Below are 19,402 nucleotides of genomic sequence, written 5' to 3'. Positions count from 1 at the left end.
ATAAAGATATGTTTATGTCAATATACGACCACACCATTAGATCGCGCCGTTCAGCCGGCACCGTGCCTTCCAAACGCATCGCGGCACAGTCTATCATAAAGGGTGAACGGAGCGGTAACACTCTATGGCTGCTGGATAATTTTCTCCTTAAATCGATTTCGATTTCGTCCATTATGCAGTATAGACACGGGCGATTTTGTACCGCGTGGAGGATGATATGTCGAACGTCAATCAAGGAAAACCGCTAGCTGACCAATGGAGCGGACGGCCTTACCATCGCAAATGGCTGCTGGATCAGGCCGATGGCCTGTTTGATTTTTTCCAAACCGCTGCGATCAACCCCAAGGGCGGCTTCTACGATCTTGCCCGCGACGGCACACCATTGACGACAGACAATCCGGTGCGCGGCATCCACGCCAGCGCCCGCATGGTGCATTGCTATGCGATCGGCGATCTGCTGGGCCGTCCCGGCGCTGCCGATGTGGTGGACCACGGCATGCGTTATCTGTGGCGCAAACACCGTGATGAAAAGAACGGCGGCTATGTCTGGCAATTGAACGACGATGGCGTCGCCGATGGCTCCAAGCAGGGCTATGGCCATGCTTTCGTGCTGCTGGCCGCCTCTTCGGCCAAAACCGTCGGCCATCCGCTGGCCGACCGGATGTTGGAAGACATTACCGAGGTGCTGGAGACCAAATTCTGGGAGGAGCGCCACGGCGCCATTGCCGAGGAATTCTCGGAGGACTGGCAGCCGGTCGCCGGCTATCGCGGCCAGAATTCCAACATGCATCTCACCGAAGCGCTGATGGCCGCCTTCGAGGCGACCGGCGAGCAGCATTATCTCGACAAGGCCACCCGGATCGCCGATCTGATCATCAACCGCCGCGCCCGCGAAGAAGCCTTCCGCGTTGCCGAACATTTCGATGAGGAATGGGTGGTGGACCGCAATTACTATCACCCTAATGAAATGTTCCGCCCCGCTGGCACCACACCCGGCCATTGGCTGGAATGGGCGCGCCTGGTGTTGCAGCTCTGGGTGCTGACCGGCAAGCAGCATGACTGGATGCCGGAAGCGGCAAGCGGCTTGTTCTACCAATCGATGCTGCTGGGCTGGGACCGCAAGAAAGGCGGCTTTTACTACACGCTGGATTGGGACAATGTCCCCGCCAAAACCTTCAAACTGTGGTGGCCGCTTTGCGAGGCCGCAGGCGCTGCCCATTACCTCAACCAGCACCAGGGCCGCGACCTGAACGAGGAAAACTACCGCAAGATCTGGAATTTCATCGCCAACAACACCATCGACAAGCAATTCGGTGGCTGGCACGAAGAAATGACGGAAGACCTTGTGCCATCAAACAGCCTGTTTCCGGGCAAGGGTGACATCTATCACGCCCTTCAAGCCTGCCTTATTCCGCTGTTTCCAGCCGAAGGCAGCCTGACCAAGGTTATCCAGGAATATCCGCTGGACGTGTAATTCAAGAGCGACAAGCACCTGTTGCAAGCCCGCCTTCAACCCGAAGGCGGGTTATCTGAAACATTTACGCATTTCTGGACGGAAAACCGCTTCACACTTTTCCTGGAAATGCTCTATTTCAGCGATTTGTCGATTTCAAAACTGGCCGCGAATTTCGTGCCTTTTTGCAGCGTGCCGGTGCAAGCCACCAAGAAACGATCATTATTGATCTGGCTGGTATTGCAGGCGCCATTGGCAGCGATCCGCTGCAAGCCGCTCTTGGTGCTTCCATCATTGAGGATGACTTCGTCCAGCTTGAGCGTCTCAATCTGGCCCTTGTCGCGCGGCTTTTCCTTGGAGGGGACGCCGGTAAAGGTAATGATATGCGTAGTGCCCATGAAGAAATAAAGGCCGGAGCGGCCATCGCTATGCAGGCTGCGGCCAATTTCGGAAGAGCAGGCCTTGGTCAGATCCTGATCGCCAATGGAAACCCGCAGGCATCGCCCCTTGACCGACGCAAACTGCGGCTGGGCCGTTTCCTTGGCACCTGCGGCATGGACAACTGTCGCAGAACCAATTGCAGCCACGGACAGCGCCAAAAACAACCGAGCTATCTTCATTGCCAACCCTTACGCTCGCCTCAACTTCGGACCATGAATCGTGGTAGAAGACGAAACTGCCGCGAGCCTTGCGTGGTCATCGCGGCAGAATAACAGCGGCCATTGAAAATGGGGCTGCTGGCACAGATTACGTCAAACGTTACAGGCAGTCGGCTGGTCCCTGCACATGGGAAAGACTGTCGATCACATGGGCTGCCGGAACGCCAGCTTTGCGGCAACGCAAGGCCAGATTACGCTGGCGGGCTGCATCGTCCAGCAGGACGGCAAAAGCACTGAGGGATACTCCGTCTGCCCGCAAGAGCTGACGGATCATTGGGTCCTTGAGAACTTCGGACATGGTCAGGTCAGTCATATCGTAGGTCACTGGTCTTTTCTCCCTTTGTCCGTGCTGTGCGTGCCGCGCAATCTTTGCCTTAGGCTTCTTTGAAGTCAGCAAACAATTAGGAACGCCGCAAACCGGATTTTGCTCCATGAGTTCCAAAAGTTTTTTATTCTCTGCTTATGGAGGAAAGCATAAAGCCAAGGTGTTACGATCTGATGTCGTGCAGATGGCGCAAAAGTGGCAAGACTGGCAAGTTTTGGAGGCGTGCGACACGAAATGGCACAACATAGGCGTGCATCCCTCAAAACGGCACAGAAAAAACATCCGGAGTGTGTCAGGTTCAGATTGAACCAGACACACTCTTAGCTTTTTTCGTTTGTCTTTTCGGGAAAGCCGGGTTCCACTTTTCCTAAGGCAAACTCTCTCAGCACCAGGGCTGGCGATGGCCGGTCCAGGGTCTGACCAATCCCTCATCGACCATCATCGCACCGAGTGAACGACCATTGCGGCTCACCACGCGCAATTTCCGGCCATATTGGTCTTCATCCCGCATGCCAAAGGGAGAAAGATCGAAACTGCCGGCACTGAGAAGATCACGCAACCGGACCTTGGCGGCAAAGCCCCGGTCGCGCTCGGATTTGCATTTCGCCTGTTCGGTTTCCGGCGCATCGATATCGGCAACCCGGATCTTGGTCTTGTTGACCCAGAATGTGTCGCCATCGACAACGCAATTGTCGAGCCCACTCGTGCCGCAATAGTAGAACTTGCCGGACACCCGCTGCTTATCGACCCCGCGCGGCTGTAGCGAGGCAACGACCTGTCCCGGTACCAGCGTGGTAGCGGGCGGCAAGGGACTGTCATCTCTTGAACGCGGCATCATCGATGCTGTCGGTATCATCGTCGTGGCAGGTGGCAGTGGCGTCGGATCAAGCCTGCGGGCCATCGGCGTTGGAACGCTTGCGGGCGGAACCGGGCCAGTCTCGCTGCGGCTACTGGTCTCGCGGGGTGCATGGCCCTGCAATTGCGCGATATATTTGCCACCTGTTCCGAACGTCTTGTCGATCAGTCCCGGCAATTCCTTGCGGTGGTCATAGGCCGAAACACCGGCCACCACCACGACAAGCGCACCAAACCATGGCCAAAGGCTGCCGCCCGACCCGGTCCGTTTTGCTCTCGTCCCACCGGATGACCGGCGTTTGTTTGCGCCCCCGCGCCTTGCCCCTCCCGCTGCTTTTCTAGCCGCCATGTTTAACTCCTTATCGAATGGCGGCATTATCGTCGTTAAGAGTTTCTAAAAGGTTGGCGCCTTCAAGGGAAAAGCTCTTCCAAAATGAAACAGCATGCCCCTGCACCGGCCCAGGACACAGACATGAAAAAGCCCGCAGCGCTGCGGGCTTATCATTAAGAGGCAATCAAATTATCGGATGCCGATCAGGGCGTAACGGTCAGGGTGCCCTGCATACCGGCCTCGTAATGGCCCTTGATATTGCAAAACACCAGATAGCTGCCTGGCTTCAGCGTCACCTTAAGCTTGCCATCGGCGCCGGGCTTCAAATCCGACACTTCACCAAGGCTCTTCAACTTCTTTTCGTCAACGCGGTGCTTGGCTGTATCGAGCGGGATCTTGGCATCCGGCGTCGCCAGCTTTACCACGATCATCTCATGGTCTTCCGACATGGCATCGTTATGAACGTGGAACACCGCCGGACCAGCGGCAACCGTTGCAGGCTCCATCTTCAGCCCCATGGCGCCACCACCCTCACCGGTTTCGGTGACCTTGATCTGGGTTTCAGCCGCGAAAGCCACCGATGCCGTCAGGCTCGTTGCAATAAGGGCTGCGTAAAGACCGGTCTTGAACATCATGATGTAAACTCCTGATTGGGTTTCTTCTGACACCACCTATGATGATCATTGCTGACAGCGCTCTGAACGCGCCGTACCCTTCACCGGAATTGCTGCAAACCCGCCTTTAATGAGCCAAGAACCCTCGCATCCATGGTTTGCGCCACATTGAAACGCATGAACCGGCCCGCATTCTGCGACAGGCTGAAGACATTACCGGGTGCCAGGATGACACCATCGTCAAGGCAATGGCGGGCCAGAGCGCCTGATTCGATCCCGTCAGGCATTCGACACCACAGAAAAAGGCCTGCCTTCGGCTGGAGCCAGGGCGTGAAGCCAAGCGACGACAACTCCGCCGCCACGGAGCTGCGCGCTCCGGCCAGCCGGGTTTTCAGCCCTTCAAGATGTTTGCGATAGCCACCATCCGTCAGCACGGCCAGCACCAGCTCGGCGGAAAGCCGCCCGCCACCAAAACTCGTGGCGATCTTCAAGTCGGTCAGACCCTCGATCCAATCACGCCGGGCGGCGATATAACCGCAGCGCACCGAAGCCGATAATGTCTTAGAAAAACTGCCGATCTGCACCACCCGGTTCAATCCATCGAAAGCCGATAGCCGCGCCGAGGGGACATCTTCGAAATCGGCAAAAATATCATCTTCGACGATGGTCAGGTCGGCCCGGTCGGCAAGTGTCAGCAAACGATGGGCATTCACCGCCGAAAGGCTTGCGCCGGTGGGATTATGCACGCCCGAATTGGTAATATAAAGCCGCGGCCTATGCGCCTCAACAATGGCTGCGAAGGCCTCCAGATCCGGCCCATCCGCCAGATAAGGCACGCTGACGATGGTGGCGCGGTGCGCCCGCAGTAGAGCATGAAAGTTGAAATAGCAGGGATCATCGACCAGAACGCAATCGCCCGGCTCCAGAAAAAACCGGCAGACCAGATCAATGGCATGGGTCCCCGATTCCGTCAGCATGATCGCATCCGCCGCAACCGTCAGCCCATGATCGGCCATCCGCCGCGATAGCAATTGCCGAAGCCCCGGCAGACCCAACGGAGAACCATAATCCGTTAGCACCGCACCATCGGCACGGCCAAGGATACGCATGGCGCGGCGAAGAGCTGCCTGCGGCAACCAATCAGGCGGCAGCCAGCCGCATCCCGGTTTCAGCAGATCGCCACCGGCCTCTAACGATTGGCGAGAAACCCAGAACGGATCGATCTCCCGCTCCAGCCGAGGTCCGAGATTGGTCAAGGACAGCGGTGCCAAGGGGGCTGCCACGAAAAACCCGGAACCCGGCCGCGAGCGGATCAACCCTTCCGCCGCCAACCGTTCGTAAGCCTCCACCACTGTGGATACCGAAACCTGCATGGTCTTGGCAAAGCCGCGCACAGAGGGCAGTCGCGCGCCCGTCGCCAGACTTCGGGAGGAAATACGCGTGCGGATAGCCGCCATTACCGTCTCGATCCGGCTTGTTCCCTGCGCGTCCAAATCGCTCACCATCGCCTCTGTATTGCTCAAACACCCATAACAGTTTGGCAAAATTGTATTGTACCGTCTCTGGCATAACCATCACCTCGGCGCAAGAACAACAAAAACAGGAGCATCACATGAACAAGACGACGAGCGGGCTGATCAATGGTTTTCTGGGCATGCTGATCTTTAGCGGCTCGCTCCCGGCAACCCGGGCTGCGATCGGCAGTTTCGATCCGGTTTTTCTAACCGTCGCCCGCGCCAGCATCGCCGGCTTGCTCGGCTGCGGCCTGCTTCTGGTGTTTCGACCGGCAAAACCCAACCTCGCGGAGATCGCAGCGCTCGCCATGGTCTCACTCTGCGTGGTGATTGGCTTTCCCTTGCTGACGGCCTACGCCTTGCAACATATACCCTCGGCCCGTTCGCTGGTTTTCATCGCGTTGTTGCCGCTTTCCACCGCTCTGTTTGCCGTTCTGCGCGGCGGTGAGCGTCCGCGGCCGATCTTCTGGCTGTTTTCCAGCCTCGGCAGTGCGCTGGTTATCGGCTTTGCCCTGTCTCAAGGGGCCGCCACCGCATCCTACGGCGACATGCTGATGATCCTCGCCATCCTAATCTGCGGCCTTGGCTATGCCGAAGGCGCGAGACTATCGCGGCGGTTGGGTGGTTGGCAGGTGATCTGCTGGGCGCTGACGTTGGCCTTGCCTATCAGCGTCGTGGCCGCCGCCTTCACCCTGCCATCAACGCTCAGTGGTGTCACGGCTGGTGCCTGGCTCGGCCTTGGCTATGTCTCGCTGTTCAGCATGTTGATCGGCTTCATCTTCTGGTATCGCGGCCTTGCCCAAGGCGGCATTGCCGCCATCGGTCAATTGCAATTGCTGCAACCGTTTTTCGGCCTGGCGCTCGCCGCCGCCCTTCTCCACGAAACCGTCAGCGCCTCCATGCTGGTCACCACCCTTGCCATCGTAGCCTGCGTCACTGGTGCCAGAAGGGCTACACTATAGCCTTCACCAAAACACCGGCCAGGAAATACCAAGGCGCTGAGCGCCCTTGGCTTTCCCTGCCCCCAATAACTAAAAATTCATCACAAAAGCAAAATGCACAGGCTTTTCCCCGCCCTATCGAAGGGAAAGAAACAGCAAAAACCCGGAAAATTTGACAGGAAAACACACGAATAAGCTGCGCACTGGCCTCATTTGCGGAATTTAAAGCTCATAATTGCATAAACCGTGATATTTTTGCTACATACACGCAAATGAATAGATTATATCTCACTCACTCATTAAACGAGTGGAGACGACTATGAACAAACTGACCCTCCTTGCAACCGCTGCAACCCTCTTCGTATCGACAGGCATTGCCATGGCCGCCGATGCAGTCGACCAGGTTCCGACAGCTCCTGCTGCTGTTGAAACCCCTGCGGCGTTTTCATGGGCAGGCGGCTATATCGGCGTTTACGGTGGTTACGGCTGGCTGGATGCCACACTGTCACAGGGCGGCGCATCGCTCTCGGATAATTTCGATGGCGGCCGCATTGGCGGCTTTGGCGGCTGGAACTTCGATGTCGGCCACAACGTGATTCTCGGCGTAGAAGCCGATGTGAACTACGACTGGAACGAAAACAACTATTCCGGCGTCAAGGTAGGCATGGATGTCTCCGGCTCTGCCCGCGCCCGCGCCGGTTACGCCATTGACCGCGCCCTGCTGTTTGTGGCTGGCGGCTGGACGGCAGACAGAACCTATATCAAATCTTCGTCCGGCGATTTCAACAAGACCCTGAACGGCTGGACCATCGGCGCTGGTGTCGATTATGCGATTACCAATCGCATCTTTACCCGCCTCGAATATCGCTACAACGATTACGGCACCAAGAATATTAGCGGCATCGATTTCGACAGCAAGCAGAATGTCGTCAATCTCGGCATCGGCATCAAATTCTGATAGACTGCCTCAGACATCAGCCCCGGCTTAACGACCGGGGCTGTTTTTGTGATTGCTGACTATTGCTCCAATGCAAAGCTGACATTCACAGTGATGCGATAGGTATTCTCACCCGCCGCCATCGGCGTTGGGGCGGGCGCCATATCCCGGGCCATGCTGGCTTTCATCATCATGCCCTGCTCGAAGGGCCGCGCTGAATTTTCATTGATGGAAATGATTCGGCCAAGCTTAACGCCAGCCGCTTGCGTCAGCACTTTCGCCTTGGCCAAGGCATCCGCCATGGCTGATTTGCGGGCCTCATCAATGGCCGTTTCCGGCTTGTCATTGGTGAAGCGGATCTCTCCACCCTGGTTGACGCCAAGCCCAACAGACGTATCGATTACCCCGCCCAGCTTGGACAGATCACGCACCCGAATCGTCAGCCCATTGCTGACGGAATAGCCCTCAATCACCGGCGGGCGGCTATCGGCCTTGTCTTCCGGCTCCTGCCGATAGCGCGGCGTAATCTGAAAGCCGGATGTCTGCAGATCGCGATCCGCCAATCCCTTGTCCTTGAGAGATTTCAACACCTTGGCCAAAGCCTCGTTATTGTCCTTCAACGCCTGGGCCGCCTCGGCAGCCTCAGTCACGACACCCAATTGCATCAAAGCCATATCCGGCGCCAGACTGACCTCTCCTTCACCCGACACATTGATGACCGCCTCCTGCCGTGAGGCCTCCTGCGCCATAGCCGGAGAAACAAAAGCCAGAGACGCCAACATAAAACCAAACCGTCCAAGGCCCAAAACCGCACCCAAATTCACCATCTCGTCTCCCAGGCTCCGCTTTCTGATTGCTCAATCGCTCTCTAAACAACCTATTGCGAAACCATTGCGGCAAACACTTGTCGCACCCAACGTTTTCCGCTAGAGCGTCACCATGGACGTTGGAACCATTGCCAACCCCACCGCCGGCCCTCGCGCCAGGCCGGGCCTGTAGCTCAATGGTTAGAGCCGGCGGCTCATAACCGCTTGGTTGGGAGTTCGAGTCTCTCCAGGCCCACCATTCTTATATCACCGGTGTAGCTCGCCGCGCACCTCCGGAATTTTGACACCAAGATCTGGAAAAATTAATGTAGCTCGCCGCGCACTTCCGGTGTAGCTCGCCGCGAAGTTCCGGAATTTTGACACGCAGAACCGGAAAAATGAATTCGTAGAAACTGCTCGAAATAATTCGCCCAACTTCGCTAGCCTAATTCAAGAACAGATGTTCGAGAGAGGCTTGATGTAAATATACGCCGCACTTGCAATCATCGCCCCGCCGCAACTAACTAAGCCAATTATCACGAGGGCGATCCGGTGCCAGCAAATCCGATCCGCTACCCCGTTAAACGTAGAGGTCAACTCGCTGCCAAGATCAGCATAATCCGTCTCTAGTTTTTGCTTTTGACGGCTTATTTCAGCCGAAATGGCTGCCAACGTCAGCCATTGATTAATGAGCGACAAGAGGAGAAGCACCACAAATAGCCATGCTCCAACTATTATAGCCGTGTTCGTCCATGACTGAAGACAAGAGCCGGGCTCTTTCATCTGAGTCGCAACAATGATCGTGGCAGCGGGAATTCCGAGCAATTGCCCCTGGATGTCGACAATCGTTTTATGAATCTTTCCGGTGAACTCAAGTTTAGCGGCAGCAAGCTCGCTTCGCACCTTTGAGTACGAGAAGCTGGATGCAAAAAGCCGGTAACCGTTTTGAATGTCATCGTTGATAACATCCAAGTTCGAAAGAAGGTGGTGTAATCTGCTTTCTCGCGGAAGTGACTGAACCATTCTAACGATCGTAGCATTAAGAATGCCCAGCTTCTGATCCCTGTGGGTTACACTGTCAAACAAGGACAAAAATTTTGAACATTGTCCTAGATCGACAACGTCAAGCTCAGCCTTTTGAAACAGTGCAGGAATGACCGTTCTGCCATCTCCAATAAATACCAACTCCCGACGAGTCCGGTCGGCGAATGTGGCGGCCTCGGCAATAATTGAAATTACAGCCAAGACTTGACGATAGATCGTTTGAAGGCGGTGTGGCGGCGAAGTTTTGCGGTGAATTTTATATTCAATAACAAAGTAATTTTGAGGCTCAGAAAAACACGCCTCTGGTGAGCGGAGAAGGTCATCAAACTTGTCGACCAATATGCCGATTCCAGGACGTGGACTACCTACTTCCACATTTATTTTGTCGCCAACTTCGCATGAACTTATATCGTCCTGAAAAGCAAACCCAATACGATCCGCTTCCCGAGGGTCAGCATCTATCCGACCCAAAATTCCTCGAATTTCTTCTGTCGAAACAGACAGCAGTCCTTCCCGACCAACGGACAGAAATTCGGTATTTCGATAAAGCTCGAGAAGCTGATCAAAGGTGACCCGTTCCATCGTTGAACTCGTCCTCTAAATCTTGGACCGTCGCGTCGGGGAGGTTGGTGATCAGTAGCGAGCGAGCATCCTTATCATAGACGATCTGGCCAGTAGCAAGAGCATCTCTGTCAAAATCAAGCGTCCAGTTTTTCGTAGACGCTTTAATTCGAGTTAGAGCACTGAGTGCCTGAGAGTTTGGAACAAAGTTGTCGTTTAGCCCGAGGTCCGTATCAGACAATGCGTCAGTTAAAGGTCCGGGATCGGTTGGATATAACTCGTTTGCAAGAGCCGCGAGCGAAATTTCTTCCCTCTTTCGTGCGTACCGCTGGCAGACTTCTTTCGTCCGCTTGAAGAATTCATCCCTTTCCGTAGGAGACATACCCTTATCGGTGGCAAATTTCTTAAGAGCTCCAATCAAACGCCTTGTATCTTCGCGTTCTTGGACATACGCGTCACAACCGAGGAAATCGCGAAAATAATCGGCGACATTCCCCTTGCCCTTGAGAAAGCTGATGTAGCGAGGCTCATTGGCGAGCCACGCGGAGATTCCGATTCGCCCCGCAAACCGGAAACCTTCGATATCCAAATGCTCCACGTCCATTACGCCAAAATCATTCGTCAAGGCGGCACCCAACTTGTCGGTAATGATAGCCACAAGAAGGTAATGCAAATCCGCCCGAGTAAAATGAGCGAAAAAGACGTGTCCAGGCTGCGCGGCAGGTCGGCTACTAGCCTCTTTACGCAAAGTTTCCATCATTGAGGCGGTAAGCTCGGCAAAATCTATCGCGTCATCTTCAACATAACTGCGCAGATGCTTAGACGTAGGGAAGTTGTCTTCATTCTCAGAAAAACGTCCGTGTGATTTGGATCCTCTACGTCCATAAAGCTCGTAAAGCGTATCAATCACGCGCTGCGCAGTACTCCCGATTTCGAGAGGTTTTTCGGCCAACTTGATTGAGAAACCTGTATCGTCACGTTTCAAATCATGAACGACTGCAGACACGATAGAATTTGACACGCAGAGCCCCCCAACCTTTTTAGCGTTCCGAGAGTAAATCTGACTCGCGCTCAACCATCAAGCTGCAAAGCCATCATGAATTGCTTCCAGCCCGCCATAGTAGATCAACTCTCGCGCCTCGGTCCCATTACCGCCAGAAACGGAATATGTCAGTTCTGCGCCTTCAGCCTTGAAGCCCACGAATATCTCACGGACCTCCGGACGGTCATTTATGGACAGGATAAATTGCCCTTGAAGGGTCTTTAAACGCCCTGCAAGAACCTCAAACTGATCGCGTCCAAACAGCGCCTTCCCGTAATCGTCCTCGCATCCGAAATACGGCGGATCGAGATAGAACAGCACGCTCGGCCGATCATAGCGGTTGATGAAGGCCAACCAGTCCAGGTTCTCGATGACGACACCGGATAGGCGCTCGTGGACATCTTCCAGGAGCGGAGCAAGCCGGGTTAGATTGAACCGGGCGCTGCCCTCGTGCTGGACGCCAAAGGTCTGGCCTGCGACCTTGCCACCAAAGGCGAGCTTCTGGAGGTAGATGAAACGAGCGGCCCGCTCCAGATCGGTGAGCGTTGCAGGATCGCATGCCTTCAGCCGCTCGAACTCGCGCCGGCTGGTGATCTGGAATTTGAGCGTATCCATGAACTGCGGATAGTGCCGTTGAAGAATGCGGAACAGGTTCACAACCTCGCCACTGCGGTCGTTGATCACCTCGGTCCTGGGCGCATTCCGCCGCCGAAAGAACACACCGCCCATGCCGACAAACGGCTCGGCATAGGTCTGGTGCGGTATCGCCTCAATCATCTTGACCAGGCGCGGTGCCAGGCTGCGCTTGCCACCGATCCAGGCGGCCGGCGGCTGAGTGTTGGGGACGGGCCGGAAGGCTTCATGATTCACCATTTCAAAAATCTCACGACTCAGTCACACAGGCCCCGCCCTGCAGGGTACGGGTGCGACGGTTATCGTAGAGTGCTGTCGGACGGGTTTGGACGCCAATCTTAGGCCCGTCGCGGGCGAATTAACGCCCGGCATCCGGCTTGCGACCAAAGAGGCCGCAAGCCCAAATCGAAATCAGGAAGCGTCGTCCGATGTCGGCGGATCGCTGGCAACCGGAACCAGGTCCGGCGCTTCGCCCCTGACATAATCAGGATCGTGCGGAGCCAGCCGCCGCAGTGCCTCGGCCAACCTGTTCGACAGGCTGTCCACTGCACCCGCATATTGATCGGCCTGCTGCTCCAGCATCTTGTTGCGCTCACGCAACGCCGTTTCGAGAATGCTCATGGATCAAGCCTCCGCGCTTTGGGTTTCGGGCCAAGTGAAGGCCGGCAACTCGGCGAGGAAATCCGCGACCGTCGGGATCGGCCGCTGTTTGGCGATGACCTTCTCCAGCTCGGCAAGGGAATAAACCCAGACATCGGAGCGCCAGTCTTTGAGCGCTGCGGCCTCGGCCGCGAAGGTCGCGTGCTTGTCGCCCACATAGGTGACGGCGGTGGTCAGGCTGTCATAGCCCCGCTCACGCGCCTTGGCGTTCATGAACTGCTGAATGGCCAGCTGATAGCGCGCCTTCAACGTCTCGTCGGAGATCGGCACGTTGACCCAGCCGTCCACCGTGCTGGCAACGAAGTCGGGAATGGCCGGCAGTTCGGTGACAGCAGAGAGATAGGCCCGCTCATCACTCAATAGCTGATCTTGGATAGCGGTCTGCTCTTCCGAAGTCAGGCCATTGGTCATGTGGGCCGCGACGCCGTACCAGAAGGTGCGAGCATTGAGGATCTGCTGGCGACCAAGCCACCAGGCGGCCATGGCTGCCCAGCGGCTGGAGCGGCCGGCCGTGACCTCGACGATAACGCCATCGACCATGGCCTCATACATGCTGCTGATATTGTACATGTCGGATTTCCTTTCGTTACCAGTCGAGTTCTCGAAACACGCAGTATTTGATCACCATGCTGGCGCTGTAATTGTTCTTGAAGGTGAGTGATTTGGTGGAGAGGGTCAGGCGGGCGTAATACCAATTGCCCGGCACCTGATTGAGGTTGTTGCGCAGCACGATGAACGGGTAATAGGTATAGGTGCCGGTCAGGGTGACGCTGACTGTCGCCCCTGATCCAACCGTCACAAGCCCCTGCTCGAAGGGTACGAGGCCGGAAAGCGTCTCATAGAACGCGAGCTGCGTGGGGTCGGTGACAGTAGTCACGTCATAGCCCGCTTTCGACACCCGGATCTGATAGCTGTTGCCGTTCTGGCCGATGAAGATCCTGTTGGTCATCACGCGCCCCGGTTTTTGAAAATCATGTAACAGAACTGAAACCTGTTGGTGTCGGTCGACGTATCGAGAATGACCACCTTGGCCCGCAGCGTCGTGTTGTTGGCGAGCCAGGCCCCGGTATAGCGGAGAATATTGCTCTGCCCGTCGCTGGCGCTGAGTGCGTTCGCCATGTTGCTGCGCCGGTCGTTCTGCCCCCAGGTGGTCGGGTAAAAGCAACTGCCGACCGGCAGATCGGAAAGCCCGCTCAGACGATTGTAAAATGAGGCATGAAAGATCGGCGTATAGCCCAGATCCGGGAAGGTGATCTCGCTGTAGTAGATCGTCGCTGTCAGCGTCGAGGTGTTGTAATAGGTGTTCTGCATATTGACGCTGCCCTTGACGTGCAGGTCCAGCGTCTCAAATCGCGTATCGAGCAAGCGGCTCTTGGTGGGTGCATAGACATCATCGCCGGGCTGACTGATGAAGATACCGACTTCGCCGTTCAGGCTGCCAATGTGAATTCTGTTGGTCATTGGGAGATCGCAAACACGATGTATCGGATGACGCCGGTGAAGCGCTCATAATTCCCATTGTTGTGGTTTCGTCTGGGAATAGTGATCGAGCCATCGGCAATGGTTGGCGGGGTGCTGGCAAACTTGTTGCCGACCGGCTCCGTACACATCATGCCAACGCCACCCTGCGACTGAAAACTGTTGGCGTTAGGGGTGTAGTCATTCAGCACATAGGCCGCAGGCACATAACCAATCGTCGGAAACGTGATGACAAGCGGCGTGCTGGTCGTTGTAAAATACGCCTCAGACCCGGAGCCGTTGGCGGGCGCGGGGTCGGTGATCTGACCCCGCGCGATGATCAGGCCGGTAAAGCCCCAATTGCTGTCAAAGACCTTGTTTTGATCGGCAACGGACAGATCGGCCGCATCGTATCCCGCTTTGGTAACGATCATCCGGCCCGGTGTGATGGACAGTCTGTTGCTCATAGAAATCTCCAGTCCATTTAATCGGTGATCAGGATCGTGCCGGCGTTGAGGGAAATGATCATCTTGCCGTTCGAGCTGCGGATCTCGCCGGCTGTCACGGTGCCAAGATTTGCGGTGATGGCGGAGAGGCTGTTGACCGAGAGCTGGTTGGCGGTGATCGCGCCGTCAACGATCAACTCGGCGGCGTTGCGCTTGTTGACGACGAAGCCGCCGACATAGACGTCCCCGGTTGTTGTTGTCCGCATGACATAAGCCGTCATCCGGGCCTGCCGGGCATTTGCGGGCGATGTTACATTGACGGTTGCCGTGCGAAACCCAGGCCCCGAATCCCCAGCGAGATAGTCGATAAAGGAGATGAGGTTGCCGGCTGCGTCGTACCAAATGATCCGCAAAAGAGGAGATTGATTGGCGATGCCAAGAGCTGTTCCCGTCACCCGGTACTGCGTGCTGCCTTGCACGGGGAAAAGCTTCCCCGCCAGTTCAGCGCTATAGCCGGTCGCGCCCGCAACATAGGGGTACCTCGCCTGGGAGCGGGACGCCATTCCGCCAACATACGGATCCGTCCAAGGATACCAGCCAGCGCCTGACCAGGAGTTTCCGAAGTCCTGCATTTGATTGTCAGGCACCAGATTGGAAAAATCGGTGAGAACAAGCTGTTTGGCTGTCACGGAATTGGCCGCCAGCTTGTCTGTACCGATAGTGTCGGCTGCAATGTTCGTCCCGGTGATCGTCAATGCAGCAATGCTGGTGCCAACGACAGCACCGGCCGCAATGGCAGGCGTGGTGATCGCACCGGCCGAGATTTTGGAGGCAATGACCGAATTGACAGCCAGGCTATCGGCCTGCACCGATCCCGCAACGATATTGCCGTTCTGGATCAGCGTGACGCCGGCCGCAGACCACGGCGTCGGTTCGCTCTGATTGGCGGTCGCCTCCCCGAAGAACGGCTTGTGGATCCAGAGATAGCTATCGTTCTGCCCGTTGATCGTTCCCTTGTGACGGAAGAAAATCCAGGCATAGACCGAGCCAGCCGGTGCCTGGGCTTTGAACCAGGCGCGCTGATAATTTGACAGCTGCTTGCCCGGATCGATGTTCTGGTTTGCGGGAAACACGCCAGCATTGGCAAAGGCCAGGACATTGCCGGCCGCATTGGCAAAGGCGATGTAAGGCTGGATGCCGTTGCAGCGATGCCCGAGGTAATAGGTCGATAGCTCATACCATTTGCCGCCCTCCACAGAGATATAGTCGTAGTTGGAGCCGTCTTTTTTATAGGTAGCGCCGATCTCAAGCCCTTGCGTCCCATTGACCTGGCGGATTTCCAGGGCGCCGGGTACGGGAGCGAAGGTGTCGGTCCGAAGGGTCATGGTCCACTTGCCGAGATCGGCATTGGCATATTCCACACCCCAGCCGGTGATCCCGGCCGAGAAGTCCGAGTTCTTGATGAAGTTCGCGCCCTGACCGACCGCCAGCAGAGTGGTGGTGATGGCGCCAGCGGCGACCTTTGCCGTCGTCACTGCACCGGCAACCAGTTGGTCGGTATTGACAGCGCCGGCAGCAATCTTGCCGGCGATGACAGAATTGGCTGCCAGCTTGTCCGTGGTCACGGAGCCTGCCGTCAGCATGTTGGTGAGGATCGTGCCATCAATGATCAGCTCGGCCGCATTGCGTTTCTGGACAACAAAACCGCCGACATAGACATCGCTGTTGGTCGTCGTGCGCCAGACATATGCGGCCATCACCGCCTGCGTGGCACCTGTCGGGGCCGTCAGATTGACCGTTGCCGTGACCGGCCCGGCCCCGCGATCCCCGAGGAGGAAATCGATGTAGTTGATCAGGGCGCCGGTTCGATCCAGCCATTTTATCCGCAAGAGCGGCGATTGATTGCCGTTCGAATAGGCCGATCCGGTCACACGGTATTGCGCACCGGCCTGGACCGGAAACGCCTTGCCGAGCAGCTCGTTGCCGTATCCCGTGGTGCCTGCCACATAGGTGAACTTCATCTGCGACCGGGATGCCATGCCGCCAAGATAGGGGTCCGTCCAGGACGACCAGCCGGACCCAACCCAAGAGCTGCCGGGATTCTGCATCTGGTTGTCAGGCACCAGATTGGTAAAGTCTGTCAGCACCAACTGTTTGGCGGTGACCGAGTTCGCCGCCAGGTTATTGGCACCGATGGTGTCGGCGGCGACCTTGGTCCCGGTGATAATCCCGTCAGCAATCTTGGAGGCGACAATGGCAAGGTCAGCGATTTGCGAACCGATCAATTGCCCGGTCAGTTCAGCCGTGGCCACCGTCTTCACATAGGCCGCACCGTTCCAGCGATAAGCCTCGCCATTGAAGGTGACATAGGCAGAAACGCGGCTGGTCGGCAGGGCGCTGACAACGTGCACCGGTTCAATACTGGCGGCAAACTTGGTCTCATCGACCGCCTGGGCAGCAAGCTTTGCACCCGTCACCGCTGCATCGGCAAGCTTGTCGGCAATGACAGACTTTGCCGCCAGGATCTCCTGCGTCACCGCCTCGACCTGGAGCTTGGACGTGCCGACCGCCGCATCCGCCAGCTTCAGATTGGTGACCGCCTCGTCCATGATCTTGGACGCCGTCACCGCAGCGTCGGCAATTTTCGACGACACAATCGAGCCGTCAAGAACGTCAGACGATTCCGACAGGTTCAGCGTGGTCACCGCGATCCACGCGGAAGCCTCCGTTTGACGTGCGCTGACCGGCACCAGTTTGCCCTGCACCTCGTATTCCGTCAGCGCCAGGCACCAACTCCCCGACAGCGTCCAACTGGCGGGCGCACCATAGGGATTGGCGTCGCTGTCCAGAACAATCACACCGGTCGCCTTGACACGGACTTTGACCCACACACGGGCAACGTCATCGAGATCGCTGGCGCAGGAGATCACAATGGCCGGACGGCGCTGCTGGCTGGCACTATCGGTGACCGAACCCGCCGAAACCTGGAAGCCGGTCATCGCTTGCACCGGAGCCGCGACCGGTCCTGTCCAGCCGATCACCGGCGCCACGATGGTTTCCGGAGGATCGTAATCGGACGGATCGATCTCCGTTAGCGCCACCTGCCGCAACATGCCGGACTGACCGGTGTTTCCCGTCACCAGAAACTTCTTGTTCGAATAGGCATTGCGCGCTGAGGTCCAGGCGACAACGTCATTCGGCTCCAGGGCTGCTGCCAAAGGGGGCAAGGTGACGACATGGGTTCGAAACCGGCGCTGCTCCTTCACCATGGTTTCGATCAGCGACTGGACCTGCGCCGAATAGGGAACGGCAGCAAAGGAAACGGAAACCGGCAGCGAACGACTGCCGTCTTCTGCCTCCAGCGTCAGATTGCGGTTTTCCGGGGCGTCTTTCGTCGCCCATTTCTCGGCCGGCTCCGGATAGGTGCCGGTCACGCGGTTATGGGTCGATTTTAGCGACGGGAATGGCTCGAAATCCTGATCCTTGGTGATGACGATGCCGTCATCGTCAAAGGAATAAACGGCAGAGCCAGGCGCGCCGACCAGCGGCTTGATGAAACCACCTACCTCGGCAAAGCGCCCGGCGCAGGCGATGCGCAGATCCTCAAGCACGTCCAGCGGTTCGGTATCGAGCGTGACTTCCAGGCCGCAGCGGAACTGTGGCGCATTCTTGATGGTTCGGTCGCATTCATTGGCGGCGGCAAACCATGAGGCATTGGGCAGGCGGTGCGCGGAAACATTCTGGCCGCCGTAAAACCAGTCGCCACCGTAGTAGATGCCACGGGCGATGTTATAGGCGGCGGTGATCGGATTGAGCGTGGCCTCATAGGTCGCAGGATCATTCCAGCGATGCGTCCCGCTGCCGCCATTGGTGCTATCCTTGCGCGGATCGTAGAACGGCGTCGGTTTCGGCTCATAGATGCCGGTTGGCATCCCGGAAAACAGATCGGAATTATAGCGGGCCGTCAGAATGATATATTGAACGCCACGCCCGATGCGGTCCGATCCGTAGGGTCGATCGGCATTGCCGCCAAACTTCGCCACCAGGAAGCTGTCGGCTGCGGTCTGGGTGCCGTCGTAATATTTGATCCAGAGGTAATCCTTGCCGCTCTTGCGAAACTCGGTCACGGGATAACCACGTCCATCCGCATGCGGCTTTGACCAGTCGACCGTGCATTTCTTGTCATCGATCCAGACGCTGTTCAGCCCCTGGGGTCCGGCATAGGACGGCAGGTTGGCAAGCTCGATGACGTCGGTCAGATAAGCATTGGGTGTGCTGCCATCGCTGCCCCAGGTGCCGATATATTTGCGCCGGCCACCGACGGCCCGCGAGCCGATGATAAAGCTCATCGGCTGGTCTTCACCCATCTTGATTTCCAGCACCTGGCCGGAAGCCGCCGTCTTGGTTTTGCCGGTCAATGCCTTTTGCAGCAGGGAAAAGCCAAAGCCGACCGCAACACGCGCGACCACACTGCCAATGCCCGTCGCAAAAAACGAACCAATAGCGGCAACCGCGCCAGCAACCGGTCCGGCGTGGGCCGCATTGGCCGAGAGCAACAGGTAAACCAGGATTAAGAGGGCTTTGACCGCCATTTAACCCACCCTGAAGGCCATGGTGGCATGAAGCAGGCTGACAGTCCCCAGGCCCTGCGGTCGCAGCACGAAGATCCGCTCACCATTCACCACGCCCAGCGCATGACCGACAGGACCGTCATGAGCGATGGCGGCGATATCACCGATTTGCGCTTGGCTGGGATGGATTTCCGGCAGCAAGGACGCGACCAGCGCACCGAGCGTCTCGAACCCGGCCGCCCGAACGATCGTGGCAGCGCTTTCCTCGTCATGATAGGGATTGGCGATGATGTCAGTTGCCAGATCGACGCCTGTCAGCGCCTGGACAAGCCGGCCGGCAAGGCCTGGTCCGCAATCATGCACATACCATTCGAAGGGTTTGGCCTTGATCTCGTCTATCGCCACCTCGAAACGCGATCGCCAGTCTTTCAAGCGCACAAGCGTCTGCATCAGCGCGACCTCGCGGGATCGCTGAACGGCAGAAACTGATGGTCTTTTGGGGTCGGGTTCATGCCGAGCAAAGTGGCTCAAGGCAGCCCGTCAAAACAGCCG

The 19,402-nt window shown here is 57.0% G+C and carries 19 protein-coding genes and 1 tRNA gene; 4 read left to right on the top strand and 16 right to left on the bottom strand.

Annotation, left to right across the window (positions count from 1 at the left end; all coding sequences use genetic code 11):
* Nucleotides 1-217: 217 nt before the first annotated feature.
* On the top strand, nucleotides 218-1,474 hold the full coding sequence (locus IEI95_RS14995) for an AGE family epimerase/isomerase (RefSeq protein ID WP_156536593.1): 1,257 nt from the start codon (nucleotides 218-220) through the stop codon (nucleotides 1,472-1,474).
* Between the two features lie 113 nt (nucleotides 1,475-1,587).
* Here IEI95_RS14995 and IEI95_RS14990 read toward each other — a convergent pair whose 3' ends face one another.
* From IEI95_RS14990 to IEI95_RS14970, 5 genes are all read right to left on the bottom strand, one after another.
* The gene (locus IEI95_RS14990; RefSeq protein ID WP_156536594.1) at nucleotides 1,588-2,073 is read right to left on the bottom strand and encodes a hypothetical protein; all 486 of its coding nucleotides are present in this window, start codon (nucleotides 2,071-2,073) and stop codon (nucleotides 1,588-1,590) included.
* A gap of 139 nt (nucleotides 2,074-2,212) precedes the next feature.
* A complete protein-coding gene (locus tag IEI95_RS14985) occupies nucleotides 2,213-2,437 on the bottom strand; it encodes a hypothetical protein (RefSeq protein WP_141748632.1) in 225 nt (74 codons plus the stop codon).
* Nucleotides 2,438-2,819: 382 nt separating this feature from the next.
* Complete coding sequence (locus tag IEI95_RS14980) at nucleotides 2,820-3,641, bottom strand: thermonuclease family protein (protein ID WP_015916565.1); 822 nt, start codon at nucleotides 3,639-3,641, stop codon at nucleotides 2,820-2,822.
* A 185-nt stretch (nucleotides 3,642-3,826) separates the two neighbouring features.
* Entirely contained in the window at nucleotides 3,827-4,258 is a 432-nt protein-coding gene (locus tag IEI95_RS14975; RefSeq protein ID WP_015916566.1) for a plastocyanin/azurin family copper-binding protein, read from the bottom strand.
* Nucleotides 4,259-4,338: 80 nt separating this feature from the next.
* Nucleotides 4,339-5,742 carry an aminotransferase-like domain-containing protein gene (locus tag IEI95_RS14970; RefSeq protein ID WP_156536596.1) on the bottom strand — a complete coding sequence of 468 codons (1,404 nt, stop codon included), beginning with the start codon at nucleotides 5,740-5,742 and terminating at the stop codon, nucleotides 4,339-4,341.
* Nucleotides 5,743-5,849: 107 nt separating this feature from the next.
* Here IEI95_RS14970 and IEI95_RS14965 point away from each other — a divergent pair, with 107 nt between their 5' ends.
* Nucleotides 5,850-6,713 carry a DMT family transporter gene (locus tag IEI95_RS14965; RefSeq protein WP_156536901.1) on the top strand — a complete coding sequence of 288 codons (864 nt, stop codon included), beginning with the start codon at nucleotides 5,850-5,852 and terminating at the stop codon, nucleotides 6,711-6,713.
* A 298-nt stretch (nucleotides 6,714-7,011) separates the two neighbouring features.
* On the top strand, nucleotides 7,012-7,650 hold the full coding sequence (locus IEI95_RS14960) for an outer membrane protein (RefSeq protein WP_156536902.1): 639 nt from the start codon (nucleotides 7,012-7,014) through the stop codon (nucleotides 7,648-7,650).
* A 59-nt stretch (nucleotides 7,651-7,709) separates the two neighbouring features.
* Here the strand turns inward: IEI95_RS14960 and IEI95_RS14955 are convergent, their stop codons facing one another.
* The gene (locus IEI95_RS14955; protein WP_156536903.1) at nucleotides 7,710-8,456 is read right to left on the bottom strand and encodes an SIMPL domain-containing protein; all 747 of its coding nucleotides are present in this window, start codon (nucleotides 8,454-8,456) and stop codon (nucleotides 7,710-7,712) included.
* Between the two features lie 162 nt (nucleotides 8,457-8,618).
* Between IEI95_RS14955 and IEI95_RS14950 the strand changes: the two genes are divergently transcribed.
* Nucleotides 8,619-8,694: transfer RNA gene (locus IEI95_RS14950), tRNA-Ile, on the top strand.
* 191 nt (nucleotides 8,695-8,885) lie between these two features.
* Here the strand turns inward: IEI95_RS14950 and IEI95_RS14945 are convergent.
* The 10 genes from IEI95_RS14945 to IEI95_RS14900 all read right to left on the bottom strand — a co-directional run bounded on the left by IEI95_RS14945 (nucleotide 8,886) and on the right by IEI95_RS14900 (nucleotide 19,300).
* Entirely contained in the window at nucleotides 8,886-10,061 is a 1,176-nt protein-coding gene (locus IEI95_RS14945; protein WP_194416662.1) for a hypothetical protein, read from the bottom strand.
* Nucleotides 10,042-11,061: a nucleoid-associated protein gene (locus IEI95_RS14940; RefSeq protein ID WP_194416661.1), complete on the bottom strand. Its 1,020-nt coding sequence runs from the start codon at nucleotides 11,059-11,061 to the stop codon at nucleotides 10,042-10,044. Before IEI95_RS14940 ends, IEI95_RS14945 begins: the two co-directional genes overlap by 20 nt.
* Nucleotides 11,062-11,118: 57 nt before the next feature.
* Nucleotides 11,119-11,955: a DNA adenine methylase gene (locus IEI95_RS14935; protein WP_194416660.1), complete on the bottom strand. Its 837-nt coding sequence runs from the start codon at nucleotides 11,953-11,955 to the stop codon at nucleotides 11,119-11,121.
* Nucleotides 11,956-12,126: 171 nt separating this feature from the next.
* Nucleotides 12,127-12,336: a hypothetical protein gene (locus tag IEI95_RS14930; protein ID WP_194416659.1), complete on the bottom strand. Its 210-nt coding sequence runs from the start codon at nucleotides 12,334-12,336 to the stop codon at nucleotides 12,127-12,129.
* A gap of 3 nt (nucleotides 12,337-12,339) precedes the next feature.
* Nucleotides 12,340-12,945 (bottom strand): hypothetical protein, encoded by a 606-nt coding sequence (locus IEI95_RS14925; protein ID WP_194416658.1) that lies wholly within the window; start codon nucleotides 12,943-12,945, stop codon nucleotides 12,340-12,342.
* 16 nt (nucleotides 12,946-12,961) lie between these two features.
* Nucleotides 12,962-13,324: a hypothetical protein gene (locus IEI95_RS14920; protein WP_194416657.1), complete on the bottom strand. Its 363-nt coding sequence runs from the start codon at nucleotides 13,322-13,324 to the stop codon at nucleotides 12,962-12,964.
* Nucleotides 13,324-13,836 (bottom strand): hypothetical protein, encoded by a 513-nt coding sequence (locus IEI95_RS14915; RefSeq protein WP_194416656.1) that lies wholly within the window; start codon nucleotides 13,834-13,836, stop codon nucleotides 13,324-13,326. The genes IEI95_RS14920 and IEI95_RS14915 overlap by 1 nt, the downstream gene beginning before the upstream one ends.
* Complete coding sequence (locus tag IEI95_RS14910) at nucleotides 13,833-14,300, bottom strand: hypothetical protein (RefSeq protein ID WP_194416655.1); 468 nt, start codon at nucleotides 14,298-14,300, stop codon at nucleotides 13,833-13,835. The genes IEI95_RS14915 and IEI95_RS14910 overlap by 4 nt, the downstream gene beginning before the upstream one ends.
* Before the next feature lie 17 nt (nucleotides 14,301-14,317).
* Nucleotides 14,318-18,871 (bottom strand): phage tail protein, encoded by a 4,554-nt coding sequence (locus IEI95_RS14905; protein WP_194416654.1) that lies wholly within the window; start codon nucleotides 18,869-18,871, stop codon nucleotides 14,318-14,320.
* Nucleotides 18,872-19,300, bottom strand: a complete 429-nt coding sequence (locus IEI95_RS14900; protein ID WP_234934227.1) for a DUF6950 family protein — start codon at nucleotides 19,298-19,300, stop codon at nucleotides 18,872-18,874.
* Nucleotides 19,301-19,402: the final 102 nt, after the last annotated feature.

Source organism: Agrobacterium vitis (genome assembly GCF_014926405.1).
GTDB classification, from domain to species: Bacteria; Pseudomonadota; Alphaproteobacteria; order Rhizobiales; family Rhizobiaceae; genus Allorhizobium; species Allorhizobium vitis_H.
The sequence above is the reverse complement of the archived record's forward strand: the minus strand, read 5'-3'. Positions and strand labels throughout refer to the sequence as shown.

Coding starts and splice junctions, on each gene's coding strand:
- IEI95_RS14980 (WP_015916565.1), bottom strand. CDS start 3,641: ATGGCGGCTAGAAAAGCAGCGGGAGGGGCAAGGCGCGGGGGCGCAAAC.
- IEI95_RS14970 (WP_156536596.1), bottom strand. CDS start 5,742: ATGGTGAGCGATTTGGACGCGCAGGGAACAAGCCGGATCGAGACGGTA.
- IEI95_RS14995 (WP_156536593.1), top strand. CDS start 218: ATGTCGAACGTCAATCAAGGAAAACCGCTAGCTGACCAATGGAGCGGA.
- IEI95_RS14990 (WP_156536594.1), bottom strand. CDS start 2,073: ATGAAGATAGCTCGGTTGTTTTTGGCGCTGTCCGTGGCTGCAATTGGT.
- IEI95_RS14925 (WP_194416658.1), bottom strand. CDS start 12,945: ATGTACAATATCAGCAGCATGTATGAGGCCATGGTCGATGGCGTTATC.
- IEI95_RS14920 (WP_194416657.1), bottom strand. CDS start 13,324: ATGACCAACAGGATCTTCATCGGCCAGAACGGCAACAGCTATCAGATC.
- IEI95_RS14945 (WP_194416662.1), bottom strand. CDS start 10,061: ATGGAACGGGTCACCTTTGATCAGCTTCTCGAGCTTTATCGAAATACC.
- IEI95_RS14935 (WP_194416660.1), bottom strand. CDS start 11,955: ATGGTGAATCATGAAGCCTTCCGGCCCGTCCCCAACACTCAGCCGCCG.
- IEI95_RS14960 (WP_156536902.1), top strand. CDS start 7,012: ATGAACAAACTGACCCTCCTTGCAACCGCTGCAACCCTCTTCGTATCG.
- IEI95_RS14910 (WP_194416655.1), bottom strand. CDS start 14,300: ATGAGCAACAGACTGTCCATCACACCGGGCCGGATGATCGTTACCAAA.
- IEI95_RS14955 (WP_156536903.1), bottom strand. CDS start 8,456: ATGGTGAATTTGGGTGCGGTTTTGGGCCTTGGACGGTTTGGTTTTATG.
- IEI95_RS14975 (WP_015916566.1), bottom strand. CDS start 4,258: ATGATGTTCAAGACCGGTCTTTACGCAGCCCTTATTGCAACGAGCCTG.
- IEI95_RS14900 (WP_234934227.1), bottom strand. CDS start 19,300: ATGCAGACGCTTGTGCGCTTGAAAGACTGGCGATCGCGTTTCGAGGTG.
- IEI95_RS14905 (WP_194416654.1), bottom strand. CDS start 18,871: ATGGCGGTCAAAGCCCTCTTAATCCTGGTTTACCTGTTGCTCTCGGCC.
- IEI95_RS14915 (WP_194416656.1), bottom strand. CDS start 13,836: ATGACCAACAGAATTCACATTGGCAGCCTGAACGGCGAAGTCGGTATC.
- IEI95_RS14965 (WP_156536901.1), top strand. CDS start 5,850: ATGAACAAGACGACGAGCGGGCTGATCAATGGTTTTCTGGGCATGCTG.
- IEI95_RS14930 (WP_194416659.1), bottom strand. CDS start 12,336: ATGAGCATTCTCGAAACGGCGTTGCGTGAGCGCAACAAGATGCTGGAG.